This window comes from Chryseobacterium piperi (assembly GCF_002285635.2).
Classification (GTDB): Bacteria; Bacteroidota; Bacteroidia; order Flavobacteriales; family Weeksellaceae; genus Chryseobacterium; species Chryseobacterium piperi.
Genome location: NZ_CP023049.2, coordinates 3,117,518 through 3,140,627, shown reverse-complemented (window position 1 = coordinate 3,140,627; position 23,110 = coordinate 3,117,518). Strand labels below are relative to the sequence as shown.

The window sequence follows — 23,110 nt, the reverse complement described above, 5'->3', positions numbered from 1 at the left end:
GTATTAATTTTGAATAGAGTAGCTCCATATATTTTTCAATATAAATAAACCATTATGGAATCTTTTATGATCGAGCATCAAGAATTTGAATCACCTGAAGAGCTCAGTGACACGATCAAGTGTTTTTGGTATAATATCAGAAGGTCAGATTCTAAAGAAGAGCTATCCGGCTTTGAGGTAGTTCCGGATGGCTATGCGGAAATTATTTTTTATTTCGGAAGCGATTGTAGTATTTCTTGTGACGGGAATATGCAGGTCTTGCCATCTCCGTTTATGATCGGGCTTCTCAATCATCCTGTTCTTTTTTACATGAAAGATCGACTGGATATTATTGGAATCCGGTGCTTTCCGTGGGCAGTTTTTGATTTGCTTGGACTACCATCCAATAAAAAAGGAGTGCGTATAGTTGAGCATCCTATAGTTGAGTTACAGTCCATTCTCAATACTTTCGTTCAGGAAGGAAAAATAGAAGAAGCATTGACTTGTATAAAAGAATATTTTCTAAATGCAAGATCGCAGGTTGCTATAGATACTATGCTTTATAAAGCAGGAGCTGCGATGAGGGAAGCCGGCGGAACGGTACCCGTGAGCCGTATAGCAGACGCTGCCCATGCTACGATTCGTACACTGGAAAGAAAGTTTAAACATTCTTCGGGATATTCTGTGAAAGATGTGTCAGGACTGATGCGCTTTGAGCGGGTTCGTAATCAGCTATGGCTTTATCCGGATTCTAATATTGCAAGTCTGGCTTATGATCTCGGGTATACGGATCAATCTCATTTAAGCAAAGAATTCAAACGATACAGTGGGACGTCTCCTGCAGCTTTTGCCAGAAAAGCAATGAAAAGAAAAGAATCTATAAATCAGGATTTTATTACATTCATTCAAAATAGAAAATAATTAAAGAGATCTCTTTTTTCTAGTACTTTCTGTCCAGATGCTTTAAATAAGCATAAGTCAAAAATGGGAGCGGTGCTATTTGATAATAATATGACCATAAAAAAACCGTGAAATAGATTTCACGGTTTTATAAAGTATATAAAAAGATTACTTCTTCTTTTTAGTTGGTTTTACATGTTCAGCCTTCGCTGGACGTGTTTTGGTATCAGCAGGAGTATTTTCACTTCTTACCAATTGTAATTCATCAATTAGTCTTCTGGCACCAGCATATTTGTCAATTGTCCACAGAACAAAACGGATATCAACATTAATTGTTTTTTGCCATTCTTGTTCAAATACAATATCTCCACTTAATGCTTCACTGTTTCCATCAAATGCAATCCCGATAAGGTTTCCGTTTCCGTCAATAACAGGAGATCCTGAATTTCCTCCAGTAATATCATTGTTAGAAAGGAAGTTTACCGGCATATAGCCTGAAGCATCACCATATTGACCAAAGTCTTTCATATTATAAAGGTCAATCACTCTTTGAGGAAGGTCGAATTCTTCGTCTCCTTTTTTGTACTTACCAACAAGACCAGTCATGTCTGTATAATAATTATCAGTAACACCGAAATAGTTTCTGTCTGTTCTGATTGGTAATTTATCTACAGTTCCATAAGTCAATCTCATGGTAGAGTTAGCATCCGGATAAAACTTTTTCTCTGGCATTGCCTTCATTAAACCAGCCAAGAATAGACGGTTATTTTTAGCAAAAAAATCATCAACTTTAGCAAATTTCTCAGAAGATATTTTTTGGTCTGCAGTAAGGCCATTAGATATTTTCCAAAGTGGATCAGCATCAAGCTTCAATGCATCAGGATTTAAAAGGAAATTAGTTGCTGATGTCTTGTTAGCAAAAATAGAAGAGTAGGCCACATTGGATAATGTTTTAGCATCCAATCCTAAAATAGTTGCAGAAGCCACATCTTTATTTTTTACTCTTGTTTGATAAAGGCTAACCATTGCAGCTAGCATCTCTCCTTCCAAAGAAGGGCTGAAATTATCATAAATAGATTTAATTGCTGTTTCTACTTTTGGTTTCATAGCAAGTCTTCCCTGCATATCCTGAGCTGCATAAGTCTTCAGTAAAGATCCCAACTTGTTAGCTACACTGATATATTTTGTGTTTCTTGAAAGCTGAGTCATATAGTTTTTTTCTACATTTCTGTCAGAAACCTGCTTGTAATAAGCTTCAATATCCTCTAATACACCATCGTATTCAGAGTTTCCAGCCTGTACGGACCATTGTCTGTAAGCTGCTTCAATTTTCTGCTTATCAGAGATCGTTCCGTTTTTTTCTACCGCATCAATGGTTCCCTGTCTGTTTTTCCAGTAGTTAGCTACGGAGGCATACTGAGAAGCATAGTTAAGCTGGGTTGCTTTATCTTTGTTCATGTATTTCTTCATAACATCCATGGCTACTTTAGAAGCCTCAACCCAAGCCGGATAATCTTTATTAACCATTTGCTGGATACCATAAGATGTTAAGTAGCGATTGGTTCTTCCCGGATATCCTAAAATCATAGAAAAGTCCCCCGGCTTAATTCCCTTAAGAGAAACCGGTAAGAAATGCTTAGGCTTCAAAGGAGTATTGCTTGGTGAATATTCTGCAGGATTTCCAGCTACATCAGCATATACTCTGAACACAGTAAAATCTGCAGTATGTCTTGGCCATTCCCAGTTATCTGTATCGCCACCGAATTTACCTAATGATGAAGGAGGTGCTCCTACTAATCTGATATCTTTGTAATCTTGATATACGAAATAATAAAATTCGTTTCCGTTAAAGAAATCTTTAACCACTACAGTATATTTGCCATTTTCAGAGTTTTCAGCCTGGATTGCTTTAGTTTCAGCCTCGATCACAGCACTTCTCTCCTCACCGGTCATATTGCTATTCAGTTTAGAATTGATTCTTTTCGTAGCATCATCCATTCTAACTAAAAACCTTACATACAAGTCTTTTGCGTTGAATTCATCTTTCTGCTTCATCGCCCAGAAACCATTTTTTAAATAGTCTTTTTCTGGAGTAGAAGCTGCAGCAACAGCGCCGTAGCCACAGTGATGGTTTGTGAAGATAAGTCCTTTATCAGAAACAATTTCTCCTGTACAGAAGCCACCGAAGCTAACGATAGCATCTTTTAAACTCGAATTGTTAACGGAATAAATTTCCTCCGGAGTCAGATGTAAACCTTCTTTTTGCATGTCAACACCGTTTAGTCTTTTGATGAGCATCAACAGCCACATCCCCTCATCCGCTCTCATCTGGGCAAAGCCCAATAAAAAAGTGAATAGTAGAAATAGTCTTTTCATTTTATAAATTAATTTTGTGTGGCTAATTTACTAATTTTTACGATATTCTGCCTGTGAATGGTATGAAAATGGGAGGATTGTTTCTATGAAAAAAATATTAGTATTGCTTTTAGGCATTTTGTTTTTAGGAATAAATTTAAATTGCTCTTCAGTGCCGGAAAAAAATCATGCACTTCAAAGAGAGTGGATGCTTGTTTCTTTTGGGAATTTCAGTAAAGATCTGATGGTTAAGAATAAAGCCCGTATTAATCTGAATTCTAAAATAGAAGACGGTAAAATTCGTGGCGGGGCTTTTATGGGGTGTAATAAAATGTTTTTTACAGCCCAATTTAAAAATAACGGAAGGATAAAAATTTCTGGATTAGGAAGTACGATGATGGCTTGCCAGGATATGAAGTTAGAAGCTGCATTTGGGCGAAGCTTTGAGAGAATTACTAAATATTCAGTAGAAGGACACTTTCTTACTTTGTCAGATGACAAAGGAATGGTTATGAAGTTTGTAGCTTCTGACTGGGATTGATTATGAGTTGTTTAACATGTAAATGTAAAAAATAAAACGGGAGGTCTTAAAGATAAGATCTCCCGTTTGTTTTAAGATATCAAAAGAAAAGTAAAATTGTCTGTTACTTTCTTATTGGATATTCTTTATAAGAAGTTCAAAGTTTTTGAAACGGGATTCTTTGTCATAGATATTACTCATAACGATGAAATTATCTGCTGCGTAAAATGTAGTAATTTCAGAAAGCTGTCTACCTATAGTTTCCGGTGTAGCAATGAGTATGTTGTTCATGACTTGCTGAAAATCATCATTATCCTCAGAGTCTTGTATTTTTTGTTCTACTTCATCAGGATGAATTAAGGGGGAGGGCGCAAGCCCTCTTCTGGCTTCTAAAATCTGGTAGGCCATAGAATAAGCATTTCTTTTTGCAGTATCATAATCCTCTGCAACTGAAACGGAAAGAGCTATCTGTAAACGAGGGGCTTGTGAAATAACACTGGGAACAAACTCATTTTTATACAGATTGACACTCGCGTTTTCTTTCTCATCTACCAGGAAATGAGAATAAGAGTAGCCTAATCCATTTTTTGAAGCTTCTCTTGCGGAATTGTTTCCTGATCCGAGCCACCATACTTCCGGTTGTGTATCAAGGTGTTGAGGTTGTGCAATTAAATCATCATAACGATCCTGTGTGATAGTTGTATCTTCAGATAAATAGGCGACAATATCCTTTATTTTTTGGCTAATAGTGCTTATCGTAGGAAGCTTGTTATCGTTTAGTGCGAGGGTTGACATTTTAAGTCCGCCGGGAGCTTTTCCTAAACCGAGTACAAAACGCCCCGGAAAAACAGAAGCTAACAGCTTTGTAATTTCAGCTACTTTATAAGCAGGGTAATTACGAAGCATAATGCCTCCTGTGCCGACTTTTATTTTTTTTGTTTGTCCAAGGACAATGGCTGCTAAAATTTCAGGGCTTGAACTGGCATAAGCGGGAACACCATGGTGCTCAGAAAATAATATGCTTTCGTAGCCTAGTTCTTCTGCCCATTGAGCCAGTTCGATATTATTAGCTAATGTTTCCTTGGGATGTTGCCCGGTAACGATTGCAGATTGATCCAGGATGCTCAGTTTCATTGTTTTATCATTTTTTAGAGGGATGGGGTTTTGTTCTGAATTCTTTTCTTTTTGATCATTCATATGGTGTTTTTTACAAATTACATTTGACCATTCAATATAATCAATAAATTTCTATTGGCAGTAGTGAATCCTATACATTTGATACTCATATTTATAGTATTTCTTTTGTTTTTATTGGTTTTTGAATTTTAATGTTTAAAAATAAAATAAATACTTTTTATAATTATTAATTTTCTATAAATCAATAGTATTACAATCTTAAATTAACATTAAAATTTCAAATTGTTCCCAAAATCGTTTTGTTTTTTATGCTTAAAAATGTTATCTTGTAAAGCTCACAAATATAGATAGAATTTAATGCTAGAAAAGAAAGAACATAATTACGAGAAAGCTGTTTTGGTGGGTGTTATTACCCAAAACCAGGATGAAGAAAAGTTGGTGGAATATATGGATGAACTGGAGTTTTTGGCTTTCACGGCAGGTGCAACTGTACAAAAACGCTTTACTCAAAAACTAACCCAACCTGATTCTAAAACGTTTATCGGAAGCGGAAAAGCACTAGAAATAAAAGAATACGTAAAGGAAAATGAGATAGGAACTGTAATTTTTGATGATGAACTTTCGCCTTCCCAGCTTAAGAACCTGGAGAAAGAGATGGAAGTTAAAATATTAGACCGTACCAATCTTATCCTTGATATTTTTGCTCAGAGAGCTCAGACTTCTTATGCAAGAACTCAAGTAGAATTAGCTCAATATCAATATCTTTTGCCTCGATTAACAAGAATGTGGACTCACCTTGAGCGTCAGAAAGGGGGAATCGGTATGAGAGGACCGGGGGAAACAGAAATTGAAACTGACCGTCGTATTATCCGTGATAGGATTTCATTACTGAAAGATAAGCTGAAGACCATTGATAAACAAATGGCTACCCAGCGTAACAATAGAGGAAAGGTAGTTCGTGCAGCTCTGGTAGGATATACCAATGTTGGGAAATCTACTCTGATGAACGCGCTTTCCAAGTCTGAAGTTTTTGCCGAAAATAAGCTGTTTGCAACGTTAGATACTACTGTCAGAAAAGTGGTTATCGGAAACTTGCCATTTTTACTCACTGATACAGTCGGGTTCATAAGAAAATTACCCACTCAATTGGTAGAATCATTTAAGTCTACTTTGGATGAGGTTCGTGAAGCAGACTTGCTTATTCATGTGGTAGATATCTCTCACGAAAGTTTTGAAGATCACATTGAATCTGTTAATCACATCCTAATGGAAATTGACGCTCATCAGAAGCCGATGATTATGGTCTTCAATAAAATTGATGATTTCAGCTATGAAAGAAAAGATGAAGATGATTTAACTCCTACAACGAGAAAAAATGTTTCTCTTGATGAATGGAAAAAAACATGGATGGCGAAATCAAAATACCCTACGGTATTCATCTCTGCATTGACTAAAGAAAATTTCCCGGAAATGAAAAGGCTGATCTATGATGAGGTCATGAAAATTCATATTTCAAGGTTCCCTTATAATGATTTTCTTTTCGAATATTTCGATAATGATGAGGAAGAAGCAAATAGCAACTTATGAGGTATTACTTTTTCCTTCCGTTTCTTTTTCTTTCAATTTTTGGCTTTAGTCAAAAATCAAAAATTGATTTTAAAAGTATAGAAAAAAACCTTAAAGATTCTCAATCTCCATATAATTACGACCGGTTGATTTTCAAATATAAAGGAATTCCTAAATCACTGGATAGTATTGAGGCACAGCATCTTTATTATGGGAGAAACTTTGAAGTAGGTAAGGTTTCTACCTCTGATGAGGGTTTTAAAAACCTGGCAGAATCATTTAAAGATAATAATTTTGATGAGTGTATAAAGATTGGAAAAGAACTATATGGACAAGATCCAACCAATTTGGATGTTCTGTTGATTTTACTACGCGCTTATGATTATAAAAAGGATGCCGGGAATTTTACGCATCATTTGGCGCAGCTTCGATTGCTCGCAGATGTTATTAAAAATTCCGGAGATGGTAAATCTGAGAAAACACCCTTCGTTGTCAATTCCGTAGGGGATGAATATATTTTTCTTAACATCCTGAACCTGGGAGAAGGGTATACAAAAAGTTCAAAGACAGTAAAAGACGGAATTATCGATATATGGGAAAAAGATAACAGTAAAATATATATCAAAGTCCTTTATTTGGACTTTTAATTTAAAAATAACTTAGTGGAATTATATTATTCATTTTCAGTATTAATCGTTTTAGCATCTATATTCGCATACCTGAACTACAGGTTTCTTAAGCTTCCCAGTACTATTGGGATTATGGTAATTGCCATTGTGGTTTCTATTTTTCTGGTTTTATTCGGAGAATCTGTATTGCCAAGAACTTTCGGACATCTTCATAAATTAATGAACAGCATTGATTTTACAGAAGTTTTGATGGGCGCAATGCTTAATTTTCTTTTGTTTGCCGGAGGAATTCATATTAACATTATTGATCTCAAAGAACAATTTCGACCCGTTCTTATTTTTTCTACAGCAGGAGTGGTGATCTCGACATTTATCGTTGGTTTCGGAATGTTTTATCTGCTTCCCATGGTAGGGGTTAAACTTCCGTTTATCTATTGTCTTGTTTTTGGAGCCTTGATTTCTCCTACTGATCCAGTAGCGGTACTAAGTGTCCTTAAGCAGGCAAAGGTGTCCAAATCATTGGAGACGAAAGTGGCGGGAGAATCTCTTTTTAATGACGGGGTAGCAGTTGTAGTGTTTACTGTTGTACTTCAGCTTGCTATTGGAAAAGAAGTAGATCTGGGAGTTGAGAATATTTTTCTGCTACTTCTTAAAGAAGCAGGGGGAGGATTATTGCTAGGGGTTTTACTGGGATGGATCACTTCCAGGTTGATGCGTGAGGTGGATGATTATATTATCTCTGTCCTGGTTACACTTTCTGTGGTAATGGGAGGATATCTGATCGCTAAACAGCTGCATATTTCAGGACCTCTTACCATGGTGGCCGCCGGTTTATTTATGGGAAACTTCAATGTAAGGTTCAAAATGAAATCCGTTACTCAGGATTACCTTATCAAATTCTGGGAATTAATCGATGAGATTTTGAATGCTGTACTGTTTTTATTTATCGGATTTGAATTACTAATGATTAAGGACCTGAATCATTTTATTGTTCCAGGGATTATTGCTATAGTTGTTGTTTTGATTGCAAGGTTTGTTTCAATATGGGGGCCTTCAAAATTTATGTCGTTCAGAACCAGATTCAGTCCACAGACGATAAAGGTACTTTTCTGGGGTGGTATACGAGGCGGGGTTTCCATTGCCTTGGCAATGTCTATTCCTAAAAGCGAGTATAGTAATCTTATTTTAAGTATCACTTACTGTGTCGTTGTATTTTCAATTATAGTTCAAGGACTTACTATTGCAAAAGTGGCCAATCCTAAGAAGATTGCAAAAGAAGAAGAAGAGAAGGAAAGTATTGCTTTAGATTAAAATAACCAGTTTGTTTATAATCAATGAATAATACCATCAAAGAAATACAGGAAGCATTAGCTGTTTTATCCATACCAGAAAAAGCTGAATTTTTCCCAAAATACTTCAAAACGGGAAAAGGAGAGTATGGAGAAGGAGATGTGTTTCTGGGAGTCAAAGTTCCCGATCAAAGAAGTGTAGCCAAAGAGTATTATGCTAAAATTTCATTGAAAGAACTCAGTGAGTTGCTTTCATCAAAATTTCATGAGCACAGGCTGACAGCATTATTTATACTGGTTGCTAAGTTTGAAAAAACGAAAGACCCACAGGCTAAAGAAGAGATTGTGGCTTTTTATCTCAATCATTTAGAATATGTCAATAACTGGGATTTGGTAGACTCAAGCTGTTATAAAATTTTGGGCAGATATGCTTTTGAAAATCAGAATGAAGACTTATTGCGAAAGCTTTCGGTCTCTGAAGAAATGTGGCATAAAAGAATTGCTGTTGTCGGAACTATGCACTATGTGAAAAAAGGCTCTTTTCGGCTGACAAAAGAGTTGGTAACGAATAATTTGAAACATCCTCATGATCTGATGCATAAAGCTAATGGGTGGCTGTTGAGGGAAATGGGGCAGAAGAATGAAGAAGAATTGATTCGCTACCTCAACGAATATTACAAAGAAATGCCAAGAACATCTCTGAGATATGCTATTGAAAAATTGGATGAGGAAGTAAGACAGAATTATTTAAAAGGAAGAGTGTGATGGATTGTCTTTTTTGGAAATCATGTATGCATTACTTTTTACATCTGGTTTTCCCGGTGTTTATTGCTTTGATTTTTTACCGGAAAAACTGGAAACAGGTATATCTCATTCTATTAGCTACAATGCTTGTAGATTTGGATCATTTATTTGCAAATCCTGTTTTTGATCCTTCCAGAAATAGTATAGGATTCCATTTTTTACATTCGTATTATGCAATTGCGGTGTACTTTTTGCTGCTTTTTTTTAAAGGAAATATCAGAGTTATTGGCATTGGACTTTTACTGCATATGTTGACCGATTTTCAGGATTATAACTTTTGGTGTCATTAAAATATCATTAATATTTTCTTTTGATATTAAAATTTTCATAGATTTTTTGTATTTTGTAGACACTTATGAAATTAAAAGAACTTTTACACTATACCTATATTATTCCTGTTCTGGCGGTAGGATATTACTTTTCAGGACTCATGACACAAGGGGTTGTTTTTGAAGTTATTGCAGGTCTTTTACTTACCGGAAGCGTATTGTCAGCAGTTCATCATGCTGAAGTAGTTGCCCATAAAGTAGGAGAGCCTTTCGGAACAATCATTCTTGCTCTTTGTATTACAACCATTGAGGTAGCGCTTATTATTTCACTTATGATTGCCGGAGGAGATCAGGCGGTCACACTGGCTAGAGATACTGTTTTTGCTGCAGTCATGATTATTCTTAACGGAATTCTGGGGATATGTATTTTAGTAGGAGGGGTGAAATATTATGAACAGTTTTTTGCAAGAACTTCTGCCACTACTTATCTCGTAAGTATTGTTTCCATATTAATCTTAACATTGATCCTTCCAAATTTTACTTCAAGTGTCAATGGTCCTTTCTATAATCCGGCTCAGTTAGTTTTTGTTTCTGTTGCTTGTCTTGTTATTTATGGAGTATTTCTGATGGTTCAGACGGTAAGACATAGAAACTATTTTGTCACTCCAGATGAAGATCCTGATTCCTATTATATTCCTTCGAAGTTTTTGGCTATCGTAAGCTTTTTCTTTCTGATATTATGTCTTGTGATTGTTGTCTTAATGGCAAAAGGACTTTCCGGGACGATTGAGGATATGGTACAGAATGCAGGTGCTCCGAAATCCTTAGTAGGGGTGATTATTGCAGCGGTAGTTTTACTTCCGGAAGGAGTTGCAGCTATAAGATCAGCAAGAAATAATCAAATACAATCCAGTTTAAACCTGGCACTGGGGTCTGCTTTGGCAAGTATTGGTTTAACCATTCCGGCAGTATCTGTAGTGAGTATTATGTATGATATGCCTTTTGTATTAGGGCTTGATAAAAAAGATATTATTTTACTTTCTTTATCTGTATTTATTGTTATGCTTTCGTTAAGCAGAGGAAAGACGAATGTTTTATACGGAACGGTACTTTTAGTAAATTTAGCGGCTTATATTTTTACAGTAGTAGTTCCCTAGAAAAATCAAAGGGCAAAAAGACAACTTTGTTCGCTTATCTGTAAAACCCGAACTCCGTATTGAATCTTATATTTCGAAACCGGCCCAGTCTAGAGTTTTCTAGCCATTTCCATTTTATAAGCCATTAACTTGGCAATATTTTCAGATTTGTAAATGGCCATATCTGCATTTTCACCGACAAAGTTTTCTTCAATGGTCTTTTTCCATAAAGCAAGCCATTGTTCAAAATGTTTCTTTTCCATAGCTTTGAGTTCATTAATGGGAAAGTGAACGGCCATAGGGTTTCCTTTATAGCTCATTTGGCCAAAGAGAATGGTTTCCCAGAAAGAATACATTTTCGGAAGGTGTTTATCCCAGTCTACTTTAATAATGTCTTTAAAGAAAAATCCAATGGTCTCATCCTGAACTACTTTTTGATAAAAGGAATTGACCAATAATTCAATGTCTTCTCTAGATTCAAGCTTTTTCATTTTTTCAAAATATATCAAAGTTACTTAAAAATAATTTTTAAAAAACCACCTGTAGAACTGATAAACTTCATAAAAATGATATTTTGTGTTAATATATCGACAGATAAAGCGATTGATAAGACTCAAGACTGGTGATAATAAGTTAAATTTTATTTAATTCGTAAAATATGTTTGTTTTTTGGTTAGTGTTTTGTAGATTTGATTATTAAACGCAATAAAAATAATCAAAATGAGAAAAAAAGCAAATTCTATTTTAATGTTTTTACTATTAATATCTTCTGCTTCATGTTCAAGAGATGAAGTTAATTCCGGAAATGAAGATATGGGAAATTTAAATTATAACGATGTAAAAAAAGTAGAAATGACAGAAGCGGAAATGCTTCAAAAAGGATGGAAAGTAGTGGATGAGTTTAAATTGACTTCTCAGCCTTTAAATGCCAATAATAATTTAATAAATGGAGAAAAAAGACTTCCTTTCAAAGCCGGTTATCTAAAAGATATGGGGTACGATATTTATTCTTCTGGTCAAAGAGAAAGACTGAAGAACGTTTTTTCTTATTATGGCCAGATTCCAGATGGAATTACGTTCAGCTCTGATTTATCTGTAGATGGAGATACACGAAATACAGCCTCCAACCCAGATGTTTCTGTTGTTTTGGGAACACCTAAGATAAATATCGAAACAAATGGGCTAGATCTACCGGATGATGCTTACACTACGGAAGCTGTTAATAATAGTGATAGAGAAAGTGAGATTACAGTATCTTACTCCTATAAAAAGGGTTATTCAACCTCTTGGAAGCGTACTGTTTCCGGATCATTTGAAGTTGGGGCTACGGTATCTGTTGATATTCCATTAGTAGCAAAAGCATCAGCAAGTACTAAAGTTGTTGTTGGAGGAGACACAACAGACGGTACAGAAAGCTCAGAAGAAATAACAGAGACAAGTACATATAAGGCTATAGTACCGGCTCATTCTAAAAAGACAATCGCTATACTTACAAAACTAAAGGGGTCTTCAGTTGAATATTTTGTTCCTATGAAATTGACAGGGGTCTTGTTGGCTAATTTTTCATCTCCGGTAAATGGACATTATTATTGGGCCTTTCCTATTGAAAGCTTTCCCAACTTTCTTTCAAATATTCATGGAGAGACAGGTGTTGCTAAATCCGTAAGCAATGTGAGTGTAAAGGTATTGGAATCTCCAGCGCAAAAGATATAGATTTTATAGATAAACGCGAGAGTATAAAACAGCAGAAATATATAATTTCTGCTGTTTTATATTTGAGAAGATTTTGTTTGAAAAGCTTTATGTAAAGTTAAATCGAGATAATTGTATTTATCCCTTTCAAAAAGATATTCTGAATCCAAAAATACCTTTAGGAACCAAGATTCAATAATAGGATAATAATTTAAAATCTTTTAAGGCATTTCGATTATTATATATCTTTGTAATCTGGGCCAAATGTTTTTTTTAGAGCCTGTTTAAAAAAGTAATAATAAAAAATAGTAAGGGTTAAAAGTTGCATAAAAATTGTCATTTTAGAGTTGCAAAAGAAAAAAACATCAATGTATCCAACGGACTTAACCCAAACTCAGTGGCAATTTATAAAAAAAGCATTAGATTTTGATGACAGAAAACGAAAATATGATTTGGTTGTCATTTGGAATGCTATCAGTTATTTAGTAAAAACAGGCTGTCAATGGAGACTTTTACCTCATGATTTTCCCAAATGGCAATTGGTTTATTACTATTATTCAAAATGGTCAAATCTGGAGATTTTCGATTTATTATTATCAAAATTGAGAGAGGAAGTACGACGAAACAGGGGTCAGAAAGCGCAGGCAAGTTTAGGAATTATTGACAGTCAAAGTGTTCGTTGGGGAAATAACCGTTCACTCAATGGCTTTGACGGAGGTAAAAAAATAAAAGGAATCAAGAGACACGTTGTGGTAGACAAAAATGGTTTTTTGTTAGCCGTAATGGTAAGTGTAGCCAATGTTCATGAGAGTAAGGCTGCATTGTTACTGATCAAAACACTGCGATATTTACTAATTCCGCTTCAGGTAATCCTGGCGGACGGAGGTTATAGAGGAGAGATTATTGAGGAAATAAGAATTAAGTTTAATTATATCATTCAGATCGTAATGCGGAGTGACAAAAAAGTAAAAGGGTTTGAGCCAATTCATAAACGATGGATTATAGAGCGTACATTTGCTTGGTTTGATAACGATAGAAGATTATGCAGAAATTATGAACTCTTAATGGAATCCTCTGAAAACATGGTCAAATTATCCGCCATAAAATTATTACTGAATAAAATTTAAACAGACTCTTAGCGTAATTTTTTGAGCCTATGAATTTTTAAATATGATGATAATCTTGTAGATTGATGCTTGATTATCATTTTATTTTTGATAAAATTAATGAGTGTCAGAAAGAAGATCTCACCGTTTTGATAGAAGAAAGAATATAATGAATGTAGATTTGTACAAAAAGCAGGCTTTACAAAAGCAAAAAGAACATAAAAAGTTTCTGGACGGATTAAAGAAAAAGCCGCCCAGAAATCTGGATTATATTGTTCAAGAGACACATGAGGAAGTGTTTGAAAAAATAGACTGCCTGCAATGTGCCAATTGCTGCAAAACAACCGGTCCTTTATATACGGAAAAAGATATAGAACGTATCTCTAAGCATCTTCGGATGAAACCTGTTGATTTTGAATCTAAATTCCTGAGGGTGGATGAAGACCAGGATAAAGTGCTTCAGAATCTTCCATGCTTTTTTCTCAATGATGATAATACGTGTTCTATTTATGAAGTGAGGCCGAAAGCATGCCGGGAGTATCCTCATACTGATCGTAAGAAGATTTATCAGATAAATAACCTTATGATAAAAAATACCGTTATTTGTCCTGCTGCATATGAATTTGTAGAAAAAATGATGAAGAATTTAGAAAAATAATCTATAATCTAAAATCATCTTAAAAAAATATAAAGTACGTTAAATAAGAATCTTACACATAATTTAATAAAATAAATGACGTTTTCAAAATACTAAACAATCATTTAAATATTACATTATGAAAAAGTTAATTTTAGCAGCAGTACTTTCATTAGGTACGATTGCTGTTTCAGCTCAGACAAACACTCAGAAAAAAGTTGAACCTAATCAGACAACAACACAGACACAACCGCAAACAATGCAGCCTAGTACTACGACAGAGAATCAAACTAAGGACATGAGTACTACAACTACAGTTGATACTTCTGCAAAAACATCAATGACAGATGCAACAGCAACCCTGAGTACTGACACAAAAGTAGAAGCAACCAAACCTTCAGAAGGAACGAAAGAAGAGAAAAAGGCTAAGAAGAAAAAGTTGAAATAAAATTTTAAAAAGTAAAGATGTGAATCCTGAAATATTATTTTTCAGGATTTTTTTGTTTATCAAATAAAAAAAGCATTGAATAAATCAATGCTTTTCCCTTTCACTTTTTACTTTTTTCCCATTTCCCCGGGAACAGGCTATAAGAAAAAAGGTCGGGAATATTCCCAACCTTTATATTTTGTATTACACAACTCCCTGAGCTAACATAGCTTCTGCAACTTTCACGAATCCGGCAATATTGGCACCTTTTACGTAGTTTACATAACCATCTTCTTCTTTTCCATAGTCTCTACAAGCTTTGTGAATTCCAATCATGATTTCTTTTAATCTTGCATCTACCTCTTCAGAAGTCCAGTTCAAACGGATTGAGTTTTGAGTCATTTCTAATCCTGAAGTAGCAACTCCTCCAGCGTTGGAAGCTTTACCAGGAGAGAATAGAACTTTGCTGTCTAGGAAGTAGTTGATAGCCTCTAATGTTGAAGGCATATTCGCTGCTTCAGTTACACAAAGAACTCCATTTCCAACCAATGCCTTAGCATCTTCAAAATCTAATTCATTTTGAGTAGCAGATGGAATAGCAACATCACATTTTACTTCCCAAGGACGTTTTCCTGCATGGAATTCAGCAGAAGGATACTTTTTAGCATAGTCTTCAGCTCTGTTATTTCCGGAAGCTCTTAATTCTAATAAGTAATCGATCTTTTCTCCATCGATACCATCTTTATCATAAATATAGCCGTCAGGTCCTGAAATAGTTACTACTTTTCCTCCTAGTTCAGATACTTTTTTAATTACTCCCCAAGCTACGTTACCGAAACCTGAAACAGAAACAATTTTATCCTGGAATGTTTGTCCGATTGTTTTCAGCATTTGCTCCGCGAAATACACAACTCCATATCCTGTAGCTTCAGGACGGATAAGTGAACCTCCATAAGCAAGACCTTTTCCTGTAAGAACCCCTGTAAATTCATTTCTTACTTTCTTATATTGTCCGAAAAGATATCCGATTTCTCTTGATCCTACCCCGATATCACCTGCTGGAACGTCAGTTTCAGGACCAATATGCTTACATAATTCAGTCATGAAAGCCTGGCAGAAACGCATTACTTCCATATCAGATTTTCCTTGTGGATCGAAATCTGAACCTCCTTTTCCTCCTCCCATTGGAAGGGTTGTTAATGAGTTTTTGAAAACTTGTTCAAAAGCTAAAAATTTAAGAACAGAAAGGTTTACGGTAGGGTGGAAACGAATTCCTCCTTTATATGGTCCGATTGCAGAGTTCATCTGAATTCTGAAACCTCTGTTTACCTGGATTTCTCCTTTGTCATCAACCCATGGAACTCTGAAAATAATGATTCTTTCAGCTTCAGCCATCCTTTCAAGAAGCTTCATTCCTGTGTATTCTTTCTTGGTCGCTATAAATGGAATTACTGTAACAGCAACTTCTTTTACGGCTTGTAAAAATTCTGGCTCATTAGGGTTTTTTGCCTCAATTTTTGCAATAAACTCCTGGATTTTCTGGTCAATATTATATTGTTCCATATAGTAAGGTTGAATATTATTGCCAACAAATTTAATTTTTTTTTCAAGATTCACAACACCTTAATTGATGATTGTTGAAATTTTAATAATGATGGGGGAAATTATTATTAAATTGATAATTTATCTTCAAATTTTGTTAAAAATTAAATGTTATGTATGAAATAATGCAATATTAAGAAATAGTTAATTCTCAAATTGCTATAAATTGCCTCCCAGAAAGTGTTTTTAGTTTGCCCAAAAGCTCTAATTCTAAAATTATGGGCAAAATTTTATGGGTAGAGAGCGATATTTTCTCTGCTAATTCATCTAAATTGATTTGTGGATTTTCGGAGATGTATTTATATATTATATTTTGATTTTCAGATAATTGGACTGTAGATGGCGAGGGAGGAAATAGTTCTTCCATTTTTTCCTTCGGTTGATTAAAACCAAGTGATAAAATAAGTGTTTTAATCGATGAAATTGTTGATGCTTTATTCTGAAAAATCAGATGATTGCATCCTTGGCTATAAGGGTCTGTAATTTTTCCAGGAAGTGCAAATACCTCTCTGTTATAATTGTTGGCAAAACTTGCAGTACTTATAGAGCCCCCTCCAAAAGCTGTTTCTACTACAATGGTAACAGGTGATATTCCGGCAATGATCCTGTTTCTTTGGATAAAGTTTTCTCTGTCAGGTTTTCTGGACGAATTGAACTCAGTGAATAAAGCACCTCCTTCCTCTATGATTTTTTCTGATAATTTTTTGTTTTTTGAAGGATATAAGGTCTGGAAGCCGTGAGCCAAAATGGCTGCTGTAGGAATTTCATTTTGAATGGATTGGTCATGAACTTCTCTGTCGACTCCAAGAGCTAATCCACTCACCGATATGAAATTGTATACCTTGGTTTCTTCAAAAAAATCTTTTATAAACTGCCTGCCATAACTGGTCATATTTCTTGTACCAACAATGCTAATAGGAAGTGAGGGATTTTTTAAGTTTCCTTTTTGATATAAAATTGCGGGAGCATCTTCACATTCATTGAGGAGAAAGGGCAATTCATCATGATGTTTTAGTCTGATCCTAATATGATTGCTTTCACAAAAAGCTATTTCTTTTTCCGCAAAATTGAGGTGAATAGGATTTCCGATATCGGAAACCATTTTTCGGCCAAAGCCATCCATCTTACGGAATTCTTTCTTTGCATTTTCCCAGACATTTTTTGCACTTCCAAATGCTTTGATGAGTTTTGTAAAATTGATGTCACCGATTAAGCTGCATTCGCGCAGGGCGATTGCATAAAGATGTTCTTCGGAAATCATGTGTGTTTTTATTCAAATATAAAGAAATAAGTTTTATTTCTTTCTTAATTCGTCAAGATGATCCCAGATATCATCTCTTTTTTTATAAGGGAGTTCTGAAAAATCATCCGGATGATTTTCTTTGTATTCCTGCCACAGCTTATCATCTTTTTCGCTGTAATAGTTAGGGAATTCCCAGATATATTTTTTCTTTTTCTCGCCAATATTTTTGAAAACATAAGCAATAATACTTCCTACAACAGCTCCAGAAAGGTGAGCCTGCCATGATATTTTACTCGGTTCTTGAAGGTTGTAAAATAGTTCTTCCGGAAACATTCCCCAAATTAAACTTCCATAATACAATACAACAATCAGGGATATGGTAAGAAGTTTCATATTCCACCGGAATACACCGCTGAAAAATAAGAAGAAGGCCAATACATAAACGACACCACTCGCACCGATGGTACAGGTATACATGTATTCTCCGGTTAGAATATCAATAGGTGGAAGCATCCATACCAATAATCCGGTCGCTAACCAGCCCAGAATAAAAACCTTATTGGCTACTAACGGATAAAACTGATACAGTAGAAACATCAGAACTGCCATAGGGATCGAATTCGCGATGATATGGTCTAAGCTTCCGTGTAAAAGGGGAGAAGTGATTACTCCTAGTAATCCCTCAGGGAGTAAGGGAATAATCGCTCCAAAGCAACTTTTAAAAAAGCCCTGTGTTTGTAAAAAGTAGCCTAACCACATTGCGGCAAGCATTAGCAATGGGTATATGATTGCTCTTTTGGGAATTACATTTTTAAACATGTAGAGTTTATGTCAAATCAAAAGCCAATAATAAATGTAGGAAAAATTGGCGATAATTGTCTTGGGTCTTTTTCATTTTTAAGACAAAAGGTGTTGATTTTAATCAGTTTTTTAAAAATTAAACAAATATTTAATGTTTGAGGTTACCAAAGTGGCTTGTTTTTAGTATGTTAAAGGATAATTTAACGTGAATCTCAAATTTGCAAAAGGCAAAACGTTGCTCTAACACAAATTATATTTATACTTTTGTACCTTGAAAAATCTTTAGTTTATGAAGAAGTTTTTATTGCTTGTCAGCATTTCAATCGGGATTTTTACCAATGCACAGGACGTAAAAAAAGATTCAGTAGTTGTAGATACTGTAAAACATTGGTCGGTTTTAGGAAAAAATTCTTTAATGATTAACCAGTCCGCTTTCTCTAATTGGGCAGGAGGTGGGGCAAACAACGTCGGTTGGCTTGCCGGAGTCAATTATAATATTACTTATGAGAAGGATAAAGACCTTTGGGAGAATGTGATTGTTCTGAATTACGGACAAAATAATACGAGCGGATTGGGTGTGAGAAAAACCCAGGACGTTATTAATGTTTCTACCAACTATGGAAGACAGTTTTCCAAAAGCTGGTATCTTTCCAGTGGGGCGAGCTTTCAATCTCAGTTTGCACCAGGATATGAAGATGGTAATAATCCTAAGGCCAAGAAACTTTCTAATTTTATGGCTCCCGGATACCTAAACCTGGGTATGGGGATCACGTACAGACCACATGATAACCTGACGGTCACCTTACGTCCTATCAACGCCCGATGGACATTTGTATTGGATAAAGAGCTTCAGGTTGCAGGAACGTATGGATTGAAAGCTGATGGAGATTCTTCATTATTGCAAGTTGGTTTCTTAGGGACTGCTATTTATACATTAAAGCTGATGGAGAACGTAAATTTAACGAATACGGCTTCTGTGTTCTCTAATTATCTGGATCGCCCGGATCGATTGGTTTTAGCCTATGGAGCGGTACTAAGTTTAAAAGTCAACAAGTTCCTTTCTTCGAATATTACAATGGATGTATTGTATGACCATAATCAGATTGAAAAAACCCAATTAAAGCAAACCCTGGGTATTGGAATTGCCTATACTTTGGATAATGGGGTTAAACGTTCTGACAGAAAAGATAGCCAGTGGTGGCTTAATAAAAAGTAATAAAATCATTATTAAAATATAAAAGCACTTCCGCTGGGAAGTGCTTTTTTTATAGATGGGTATTCTGTGTATTAAAACTCAATACCTACCTCTAATTTTTCAGCCAATAGCTTTGATATTTTCTGCTTTAAAGGTTCGATATCAATATTCTGCATGGCATCGTTAGCAAAAGCATATAATAATAAAGCCTGAGCTTCTTTTTTAGATATTCCTCTTGCTCTTAAATAGAACAATGCATCTTCATTCAGCTGACCTACCGTACACCCATGAGAACACTTCACATCATCTGCAAAAATCTCTAATTGAGGTTTCGTGTCAATCGTAGCTCCTTCACTTAATAAAACGTTATTGTTTTGTTGATAAGCATTGGTCTTTTGAGCAATTTTATCAACGAAAACCTTTCCGTTAAATACTCCATGAGCTTTATCTTTGAAGATTCCTTTATAGTTTTGGTAGCTTTCACAGTTTGGCTGGTTATGGTGTACCGCAGTATGGTGATCTACCAACTGATCTTTCCCGATAATGGTGATCCCATTCATGAACGAGTTAATATTTTGCCCGTTATGAATGAAGTCCAGGTTGTTTCTTATTAGTTTACCTCCAAAAGAGAAAGTATTAACTGTTGTTAAGCTGTCTTTTTCCTGTCTTGCGAAAGTGCTGTCAACCAGATAAGAAGTATCGTTGTCATTCTGAAGCTTGTGCCAGTCTGCTTTCGCATTCGGGTACGTGAAAATTTCTGTTACCGAGTTAGTAAATACATAACTGTCATCAAAATTATGATGACTTTCAATGATTTCTACCTTAGCTCCTTCCTCTACGATCAGTAAATTTCTGGTATTGTAGAATGTGTTTTCTTCTTGATTTTGTGAAAGATAGAAAACATGGATAGGTCTTTCAATCACTACATTTTTAGGAACTTTCAAGAAGAATCCGTATTTGCAGTAAGCAAGATTTAAGCTGGTAAAAGCAGAATCTTTCGTAGCGATTGTATTAAAGTATTTATCAAAAACTTCTTTGTGCTTCTCATCATTTAAAGCATAATTGAATGATAGGAATTCTACATTCTCTATAGATATTTTTGATAACTCTTTATGAAGTTTACCATTAACGAAAACAATCCAGTCAAAATTCTCCTCACCTAAGTGCAATTGTTCTAACTGCTCTTTGGTTATATTATGACTTTCTTTCGGGAAAAAATTATAATCTTTTTCCGTGATTTCTTTAAGGTTGGTATATTTATATTCTTCGTCTTTTTTCGTCGGAAAACCAATGTTTTCAAATCTTTGAAGAGCTGATCTTCTCTGGTCATCTAAAAACCGATGACGAAGACTCTCCAAAAATTCACCGTGGTTGTCAATAATTTGATCGTATAAAGCCATTACTGATATTTCGGCCATCACACCTTTTTTATTTATTTAAAAATTGTAATAATATTGCGGTTTTTCCGCTTCTTTTTACAGAAATTGATAACATCCCTGTTAAAAAGTTATTCTTAGTTAAGAAGCCAGTCGTAACCTTTTTCTTCAAGCTCTAAAGCCAGAGATTTATCTCCGGTTTTAATGATTTTTCCGTTTGCTAAAACGTGTACAAAATCAGGCTGGATGTAATTTAATAATCTTTGATAGTGAGTAATCAAAAGAACAGCATTCCCTTCATTTTTAAAGGTATTTACACCATCAGCAACGATTCTTAAAGCATCGATATCTAATCCTGAATCTGTTTCATCAAGGATCGCTAATTTTGGATTAAGCATCATCATCTGGAAAATTTCATTTCTTTTCTTTTCCCCTCCTGAGAATCCTTCATTTAAAGATCTTGATAGAAAATCTTTTTTAATTCCCAATTTTTCAGACTTATCACGGATCATGGCAAGCATTTCTTTTGCCGGCATTTCTTCCAACCCGTTTGCTTTTCTTGTTTCGTTTAAAGCAGCTTTGATAAAATTAGTTACTGAAACTCCTGGAATTTCTACAGGATATTGGAATGAAAGAAAAATCCCTTTGTGAGCTCTGTCTTCGGGAGCATCTTCAATAATATTTTCTCCTTCGAAAAGAATCTCTCCATCCGTAATTTCATAATCTTCCTTTCCTGCAATTACAGAAGAAAGAGTAGATTTACCGGCTCCATTGGGACCCATTATCGCATGAACTTCCCCTGGTTTTATTTCTAGATTGATACCTTTTAATATTTCTGCGCCATCTTCAATTTTGGCGTGTAAGTTTTTAATATTTAACATAAGTTTTAATATGATAATTAGGTAATATAATGAACTACCGCTTTATTTTTTCTTTGTATTATTTATCCAACTGATCCTTCAAGGGAGATTTCAAGTAGCTTTTGAGCTTCAATAGCAAATTCCATTGGTAGCTTATTTAAAACTTCTTTACTGAAACCGTTCACAATTAATGCAATGGCTCTTTCAGTATCGATTCCTCTTTGATTGCAATAGAAAATCTGATCTTCCCCAATTTTTGAAGTCGTAGCTTCATGTTCCAATTGTGCAGTAGGATCTTTGATTTCGATATACGGGAAAGTATGTGCTCCACATTCATTACCCATTAATAAGGAATCACATTGGGAGAAGTTTCTTGCTCCTTTTGCAGAAGGCATTACTTTCACCAAACCTCTGTATGAGTTTTGAGATTTTCCGGCAGAAATTCCTTTTGAAATAATTGTAGATTTCGTGTTTTTACCGATATGAATCATTTTCGTTCCTGTATCTGCATACTGGTGATTGTTGGTCACTGCAATAGAGTAGAACTCACCAATAGAATTATCTCCTTTCAGAATACAAGATGGATATTTCCAGGTTACAGCAGATCCTGTTTCAACTTGAGTCCAGGAAATTTTTGCGTTTCTTTCGCAAAGACCTCTTTTGGTTACAAAGTTGAATACTCCTCCTTTTCCTTCTTCATTACCGGGATACCAGTTTTGTACTGTGGAATACTTAATTTCTGCATTGTCCATTGCAATTAATTCTACAACAGCTGCATGAAGCTGATTTTCATCTCTCGATGGAGCTGTACATCCTTCAAGATATGAAACGTAACTTCCTTCATCAGCAATCACAAGTGTTCTCTCAAACTGACCTGTTCCTGCCTGGTTGATACGGAAATAAGTAGAAAGTTCCATAGGGCAACGAACACCTTTAGGAATATAACAGAAACTTCCGTCAGAGAATACTGCGGAGTTTAGGGCTGCGTAAAAATTATCTCCTCGGGGAACTACTTTCCCCAGATGTTTTCTTACCAGATCCGGATGGTTTTTAATAGCTTCCGAAATAGAACAGAAAATAATTCCTTTTTCCATTAAAGTTTCCTGAAAAGTTGTTTTCACGGAAACGGAATCTATCACGATGTCTACTGCTACCCCTGAAAGTCTTTTCTGTTCTTCGATGTTGATTCCTAATTTTGCAAAAGTTTTCAGCAATTCAGGATCTACCTCATCTAAACTTTCTAACTCAGGTTTAGCCTTTGGAGCTGCATAATATTTAATAGCCTGGAAATCGGGCTTTTCATATTTGATGTTTGCCCATGTAGGTTCAGTCATCTTTAACCAGATTCTGAAAGATTCCAAACGCCATTCTGTCATCCATTCTGGCTCTTCTTTCTTAGCAGAAATAGCCCGAACGATATCTTCGTTCAAGCCTGTTGGGAAATCTTCATAATCGATCTTTGTTTCCCAGCCGAATTCGTATTTTTTATTTTCTAAATCGACGCGTAAATCGTCTTCTGTATATTTACTCATTATATTTTTTTAGATGTTAGAAGTCAGATATCAGACGATTACTGTCTGGCAGCTG

At 35.2% G+C, this 23,110-nt stretch carries 22 protein-coding genes; 13 read left to right on the top strand and 9 right to left on the bottom strand.

All coding sequences use genetic code 11. The annotated features are described in order from the left end of the window. The first annotated feature begins 54 nt into the window (after positions 1–54). Complete coding sequence (locus CJF12_RS13650; RefSeq protein WP_034687948.1) at positions 55–900, top strand: helix-turn-helix domain-containing protein; 846 nt, start codon at positions 55–57, stop codon at positions 898–900. A gap of 147 nt (positions 901–1,047) precedes the next feature. Here the strand turns inward: CJF12_RS13650 and CJF12_RS13645 are convergent, their stop codons facing one another. Beyond that, positions 1,048–3,255, bottom strand: coding sequence for a S46 family peptidase (locus CJF12_RS13645; protein ID WP_034687946.1), 2,208 nt, complete (start codon positions 3,253–3,255; stop codon positions 1,048–1,050). Positions 3,256–3,406: 151 nt separating this feature from the next. Between CJF12_RS13645 and CJF12_RS13640 the strand changes: the two genes are divergently transcribed. After that, positions 3,407–3,775, top strand: a complete 369-nt coding sequence (locus tag CJF12_RS13640) for an META domain-containing protein (RefSeq protein WP_228379133.1) — start codon at positions 3,407–3,409, stop codon at positions 3,773–3,775. A 111-nt stretch (positions 3,776–3,886) separates the two neighbouring features. Here CJF12_RS13640 and CJF12_RS13635 read toward each other — a convergent pair whose 3' ends face one another. Then, positions 3,887–4,951, bottom strand: coding sequence for an MsnO8 family LLM class oxidoreductase (locus tag CJF12_RS13635; protein WP_034687942.1), 1,065 nt, complete (start codon positions 4,949–4,951; stop codon positions 3,887–3,889). A 297-nt stretch (positions 4,952–5,248) separates the two neighbouring features. Between CJF12_RS13635 and hflX the strand changes: the two genes are divergently transcribed. The 6 genes from hflX to CJF12_RS13605 all read left to right on the top strand — a co-directional run bounded on the left by hflX (position 5,249) and on the right by CJF12_RS13605 (position 10,605). Then, positions 5,249–6,478, top strand: coding sequence for a GTPase HflX (hflX, locus tag CJF12_RS13630; protein ID WP_034687940.1), 1,230 nt, complete (start codon positions 5,249–5,251; stop codon positions 6,476–6,478). Then, positions 6,475–7,104: a DUF4919 domain-containing protein gene (locus CJF12_RS13625; protein ID WP_034687939.1), complete on the top strand. Its 630-nt coding sequence runs from the start codon at positions 6,475–6,477 to the stop codon at positions 7,102–7,104. The genes hflX and CJF12_RS13625 overlap by 4 nt, the downstream gene beginning before the upstream one ends. Before the next feature lie 15 nt (positions 7,105–7,119). Continuing rightward, entirely contained in the window at positions 7,120–8,397 is a 1,278-nt protein-coding gene (locus CJF12_RS13620) for a cation:proton antiporter (protein ID WP_034687937.1), read from the top strand. Between the two features lie 23 nt (positions 8,398–8,420). Next, positions 8,421–9,140: a DNA alkylation repair protein gene (locus CJF12_RS13615; RefSeq protein ID WP_034687935.1), complete on the top strand. Its 720-nt coding sequence runs from the start codon at positions 8,421–8,423 to the stop codon at positions 9,138–9,140. A 26-nt stretch (positions 9,141–9,166) separates the two neighbouring features. Further along, entirely contained in the window at positions 9,167–9,469 is a 303-nt protein-coding gene (locus CJF12_RS13610; RefSeq protein WP_165569131.1) for a DUF6122 family protein, read from the top strand. A gap of 65 nt (positions 9,470–9,534) precedes the next feature. Then, entirely contained in the window at positions 9,535–10,605 is a 1,071-nt protein-coding gene (locus CJF12_RS13605) for a calcium:proton antiporter (protein ID WP_034687931.1), read from the top strand. Positions 10,606–10,694: 89 nt separating this feature from the next. Here the strand turns inward: CJF12_RS13605 and CJF12_RS13600 are convergent, their stop codons facing one another. Next, on the bottom strand, positions 10,695–11,075 hold the full coding sequence (locus CJF12_RS13600; protein WP_034687929.1) for a group III truncated hemoglobin: 381 nt from the start codon (positions 11,073–11,075) through the stop codon (positions 10,695–10,697). A 229-nt stretch (positions 11,076–11,304) separates the two neighbouring features. Between CJF12_RS13600 and CJF12_RS13595 the strand changes: the two genes are divergently transcribed. The 4 genes from CJF12_RS13595 to CJF12_RS13580 all read left to right on the top strand — a co-directional run bounded on the left by CJF12_RS13595 (position 11,305) and on the right by CJF12_RS13580 (position 14,467). Beyond that, positions 11,305–12,297 (top strand): hypothetical protein, encoded by a 993-nt coding sequence (locus CJF12_RS13595; RefSeq protein WP_034687918.1) that lies wholly within the window; start codon positions 11,305–11,307, stop codon positions 12,295–12,297. Between the two features lie 347 nt (positions 12,298–12,644). Further along, the gene (locus CJF12_RS13590; RefSeq protein WP_034681491.1) at positions 12,645–13,403 is read left to right on the top strand and encodes an IS5 family transposase; all 759 of its coding nucleotides are present in this window, start codon (positions 12,645–12,647) and stop codon (positions 13,401–13,403) included. 148 nt (positions 13,404–13,551) lie between these two features. Continuing rightward, a complete protein-coding gene (locus CJF12_RS13585; protein WP_034680843.1) occupies positions 13,552–14,040 on the top strand; it encodes a YkgJ family cysteine cluster protein in 489 nt (162 codons plus the stop codon). A gap of 118 nt (positions 14,041–14,158) precedes the next feature. Further along, positions 14,159–14,467: a hypothetical protein gene (locus CJF12_RS13580; RefSeq protein ID WP_034680842.1), complete on the top strand. Its 309-nt coding sequence runs from the start codon at positions 14,159–14,161 to the stop codon at positions 14,465–14,467. A 183-nt stretch (positions 14,468–14,650) separates the two neighbouring features. On the opposite strand, the gene gdhA is transcribed toward CJF12_RS13580, so the two are convergent. The 3 genes from gdhA to CJF12_RS13565 form a co-directional block, all read right to left on the bottom strand. Beyond that, on the bottom strand, positions 14,651–16,009 hold the full coding sequence (gene gdhA / locus CJF12_RS13575; protein ID WP_034680840.1) for an NADP-specific glutamate dehydrogenase: 1,359 nt from the start codon (positions 16,007–16,009) through the stop codon (positions 14,651–14,653). 190 nt (positions 16,010–16,199) lie between these two features. Continuing rightward, positions 16,200–17,309, bottom strand: a complete 1,110-nt coding sequence (gene dprA, locus CJF12_RS13570; protein ID WP_034680838.1) for a DNA-processing protein DprA — start codon at positions 17,307–17,309, stop codon at positions 16,200–16,202. 33 nt (positions 17,310–17,342) lie between these two features. Next, positions 17,343–18,110 (bottom strand): rhomboid family intramembrane serine protease, encoded by a 768-nt coding sequence (locus CJF12_RS13565; RefSeq protein ID WP_034680837.1) that lies wholly within the window; start codon positions 18,108–18,110, stop codon positions 17,343–17,345. A 271-nt stretch (positions 18,111–18,381) separates the two neighbouring features. Here CJF12_RS13565 and CJF12_RS13560 point away from each other — a divergent pair, with 271 nt between their 5' ends. Next, complete coding sequence (locus tag CJF12_RS13560; protein ID WP_034680835.1) at positions 18,382–19,308, top strand: DUF3078 domain-containing protein; 927 nt, start codon at positions 18,382–18,384, stop codon at positions 19,306–19,308. Between the two features lie 71 nt (positions 19,309–19,379). On the opposite strand, the gene sufD is transcribed toward CJF12_RS13560, so the two are convergent. From sufD to sufB, 3 genes are all read right to left on the bottom strand, one after another. After that, complete coding sequence (sufD, locus tag CJF12_RS13555; protein ID WP_034680935.1) at positions 19,380–20,687, bottom strand: Fe-S cluster assembly protein SufD; 1,308 nt, start codon at positions 20,685–20,687, stop codon at positions 19,380–19,382. A 113-nt stretch (positions 20,688–20,800) separates the two neighbouring features. Continuing rightward, positions 20,801–21,544: a Fe-S cluster assembly ATPase SufC gene (gene sufC, locus CJF12_RS13550; protein WP_034680832.1), complete on the bottom strand. Its 744-nt coding sequence runs from the start codon at positions 21,542–21,544 to the stop codon at positions 20,801–20,803. Between the two features lie 62 nt (positions 21,545–21,606). Further along, positions 21,607–23,055: a Fe-S cluster assembly protein SufB gene (gene sufB, locus CJF12_RS13545; RefSeq protein ID WP_034680830.1), complete on the bottom strand. Its 1,449-nt coding sequence runs from the start codon at positions 23,053–23,055 to the stop codon at positions 21,607–21,609. Positions 23,056–23,110 lie beyond the last annotated feature (55 nt).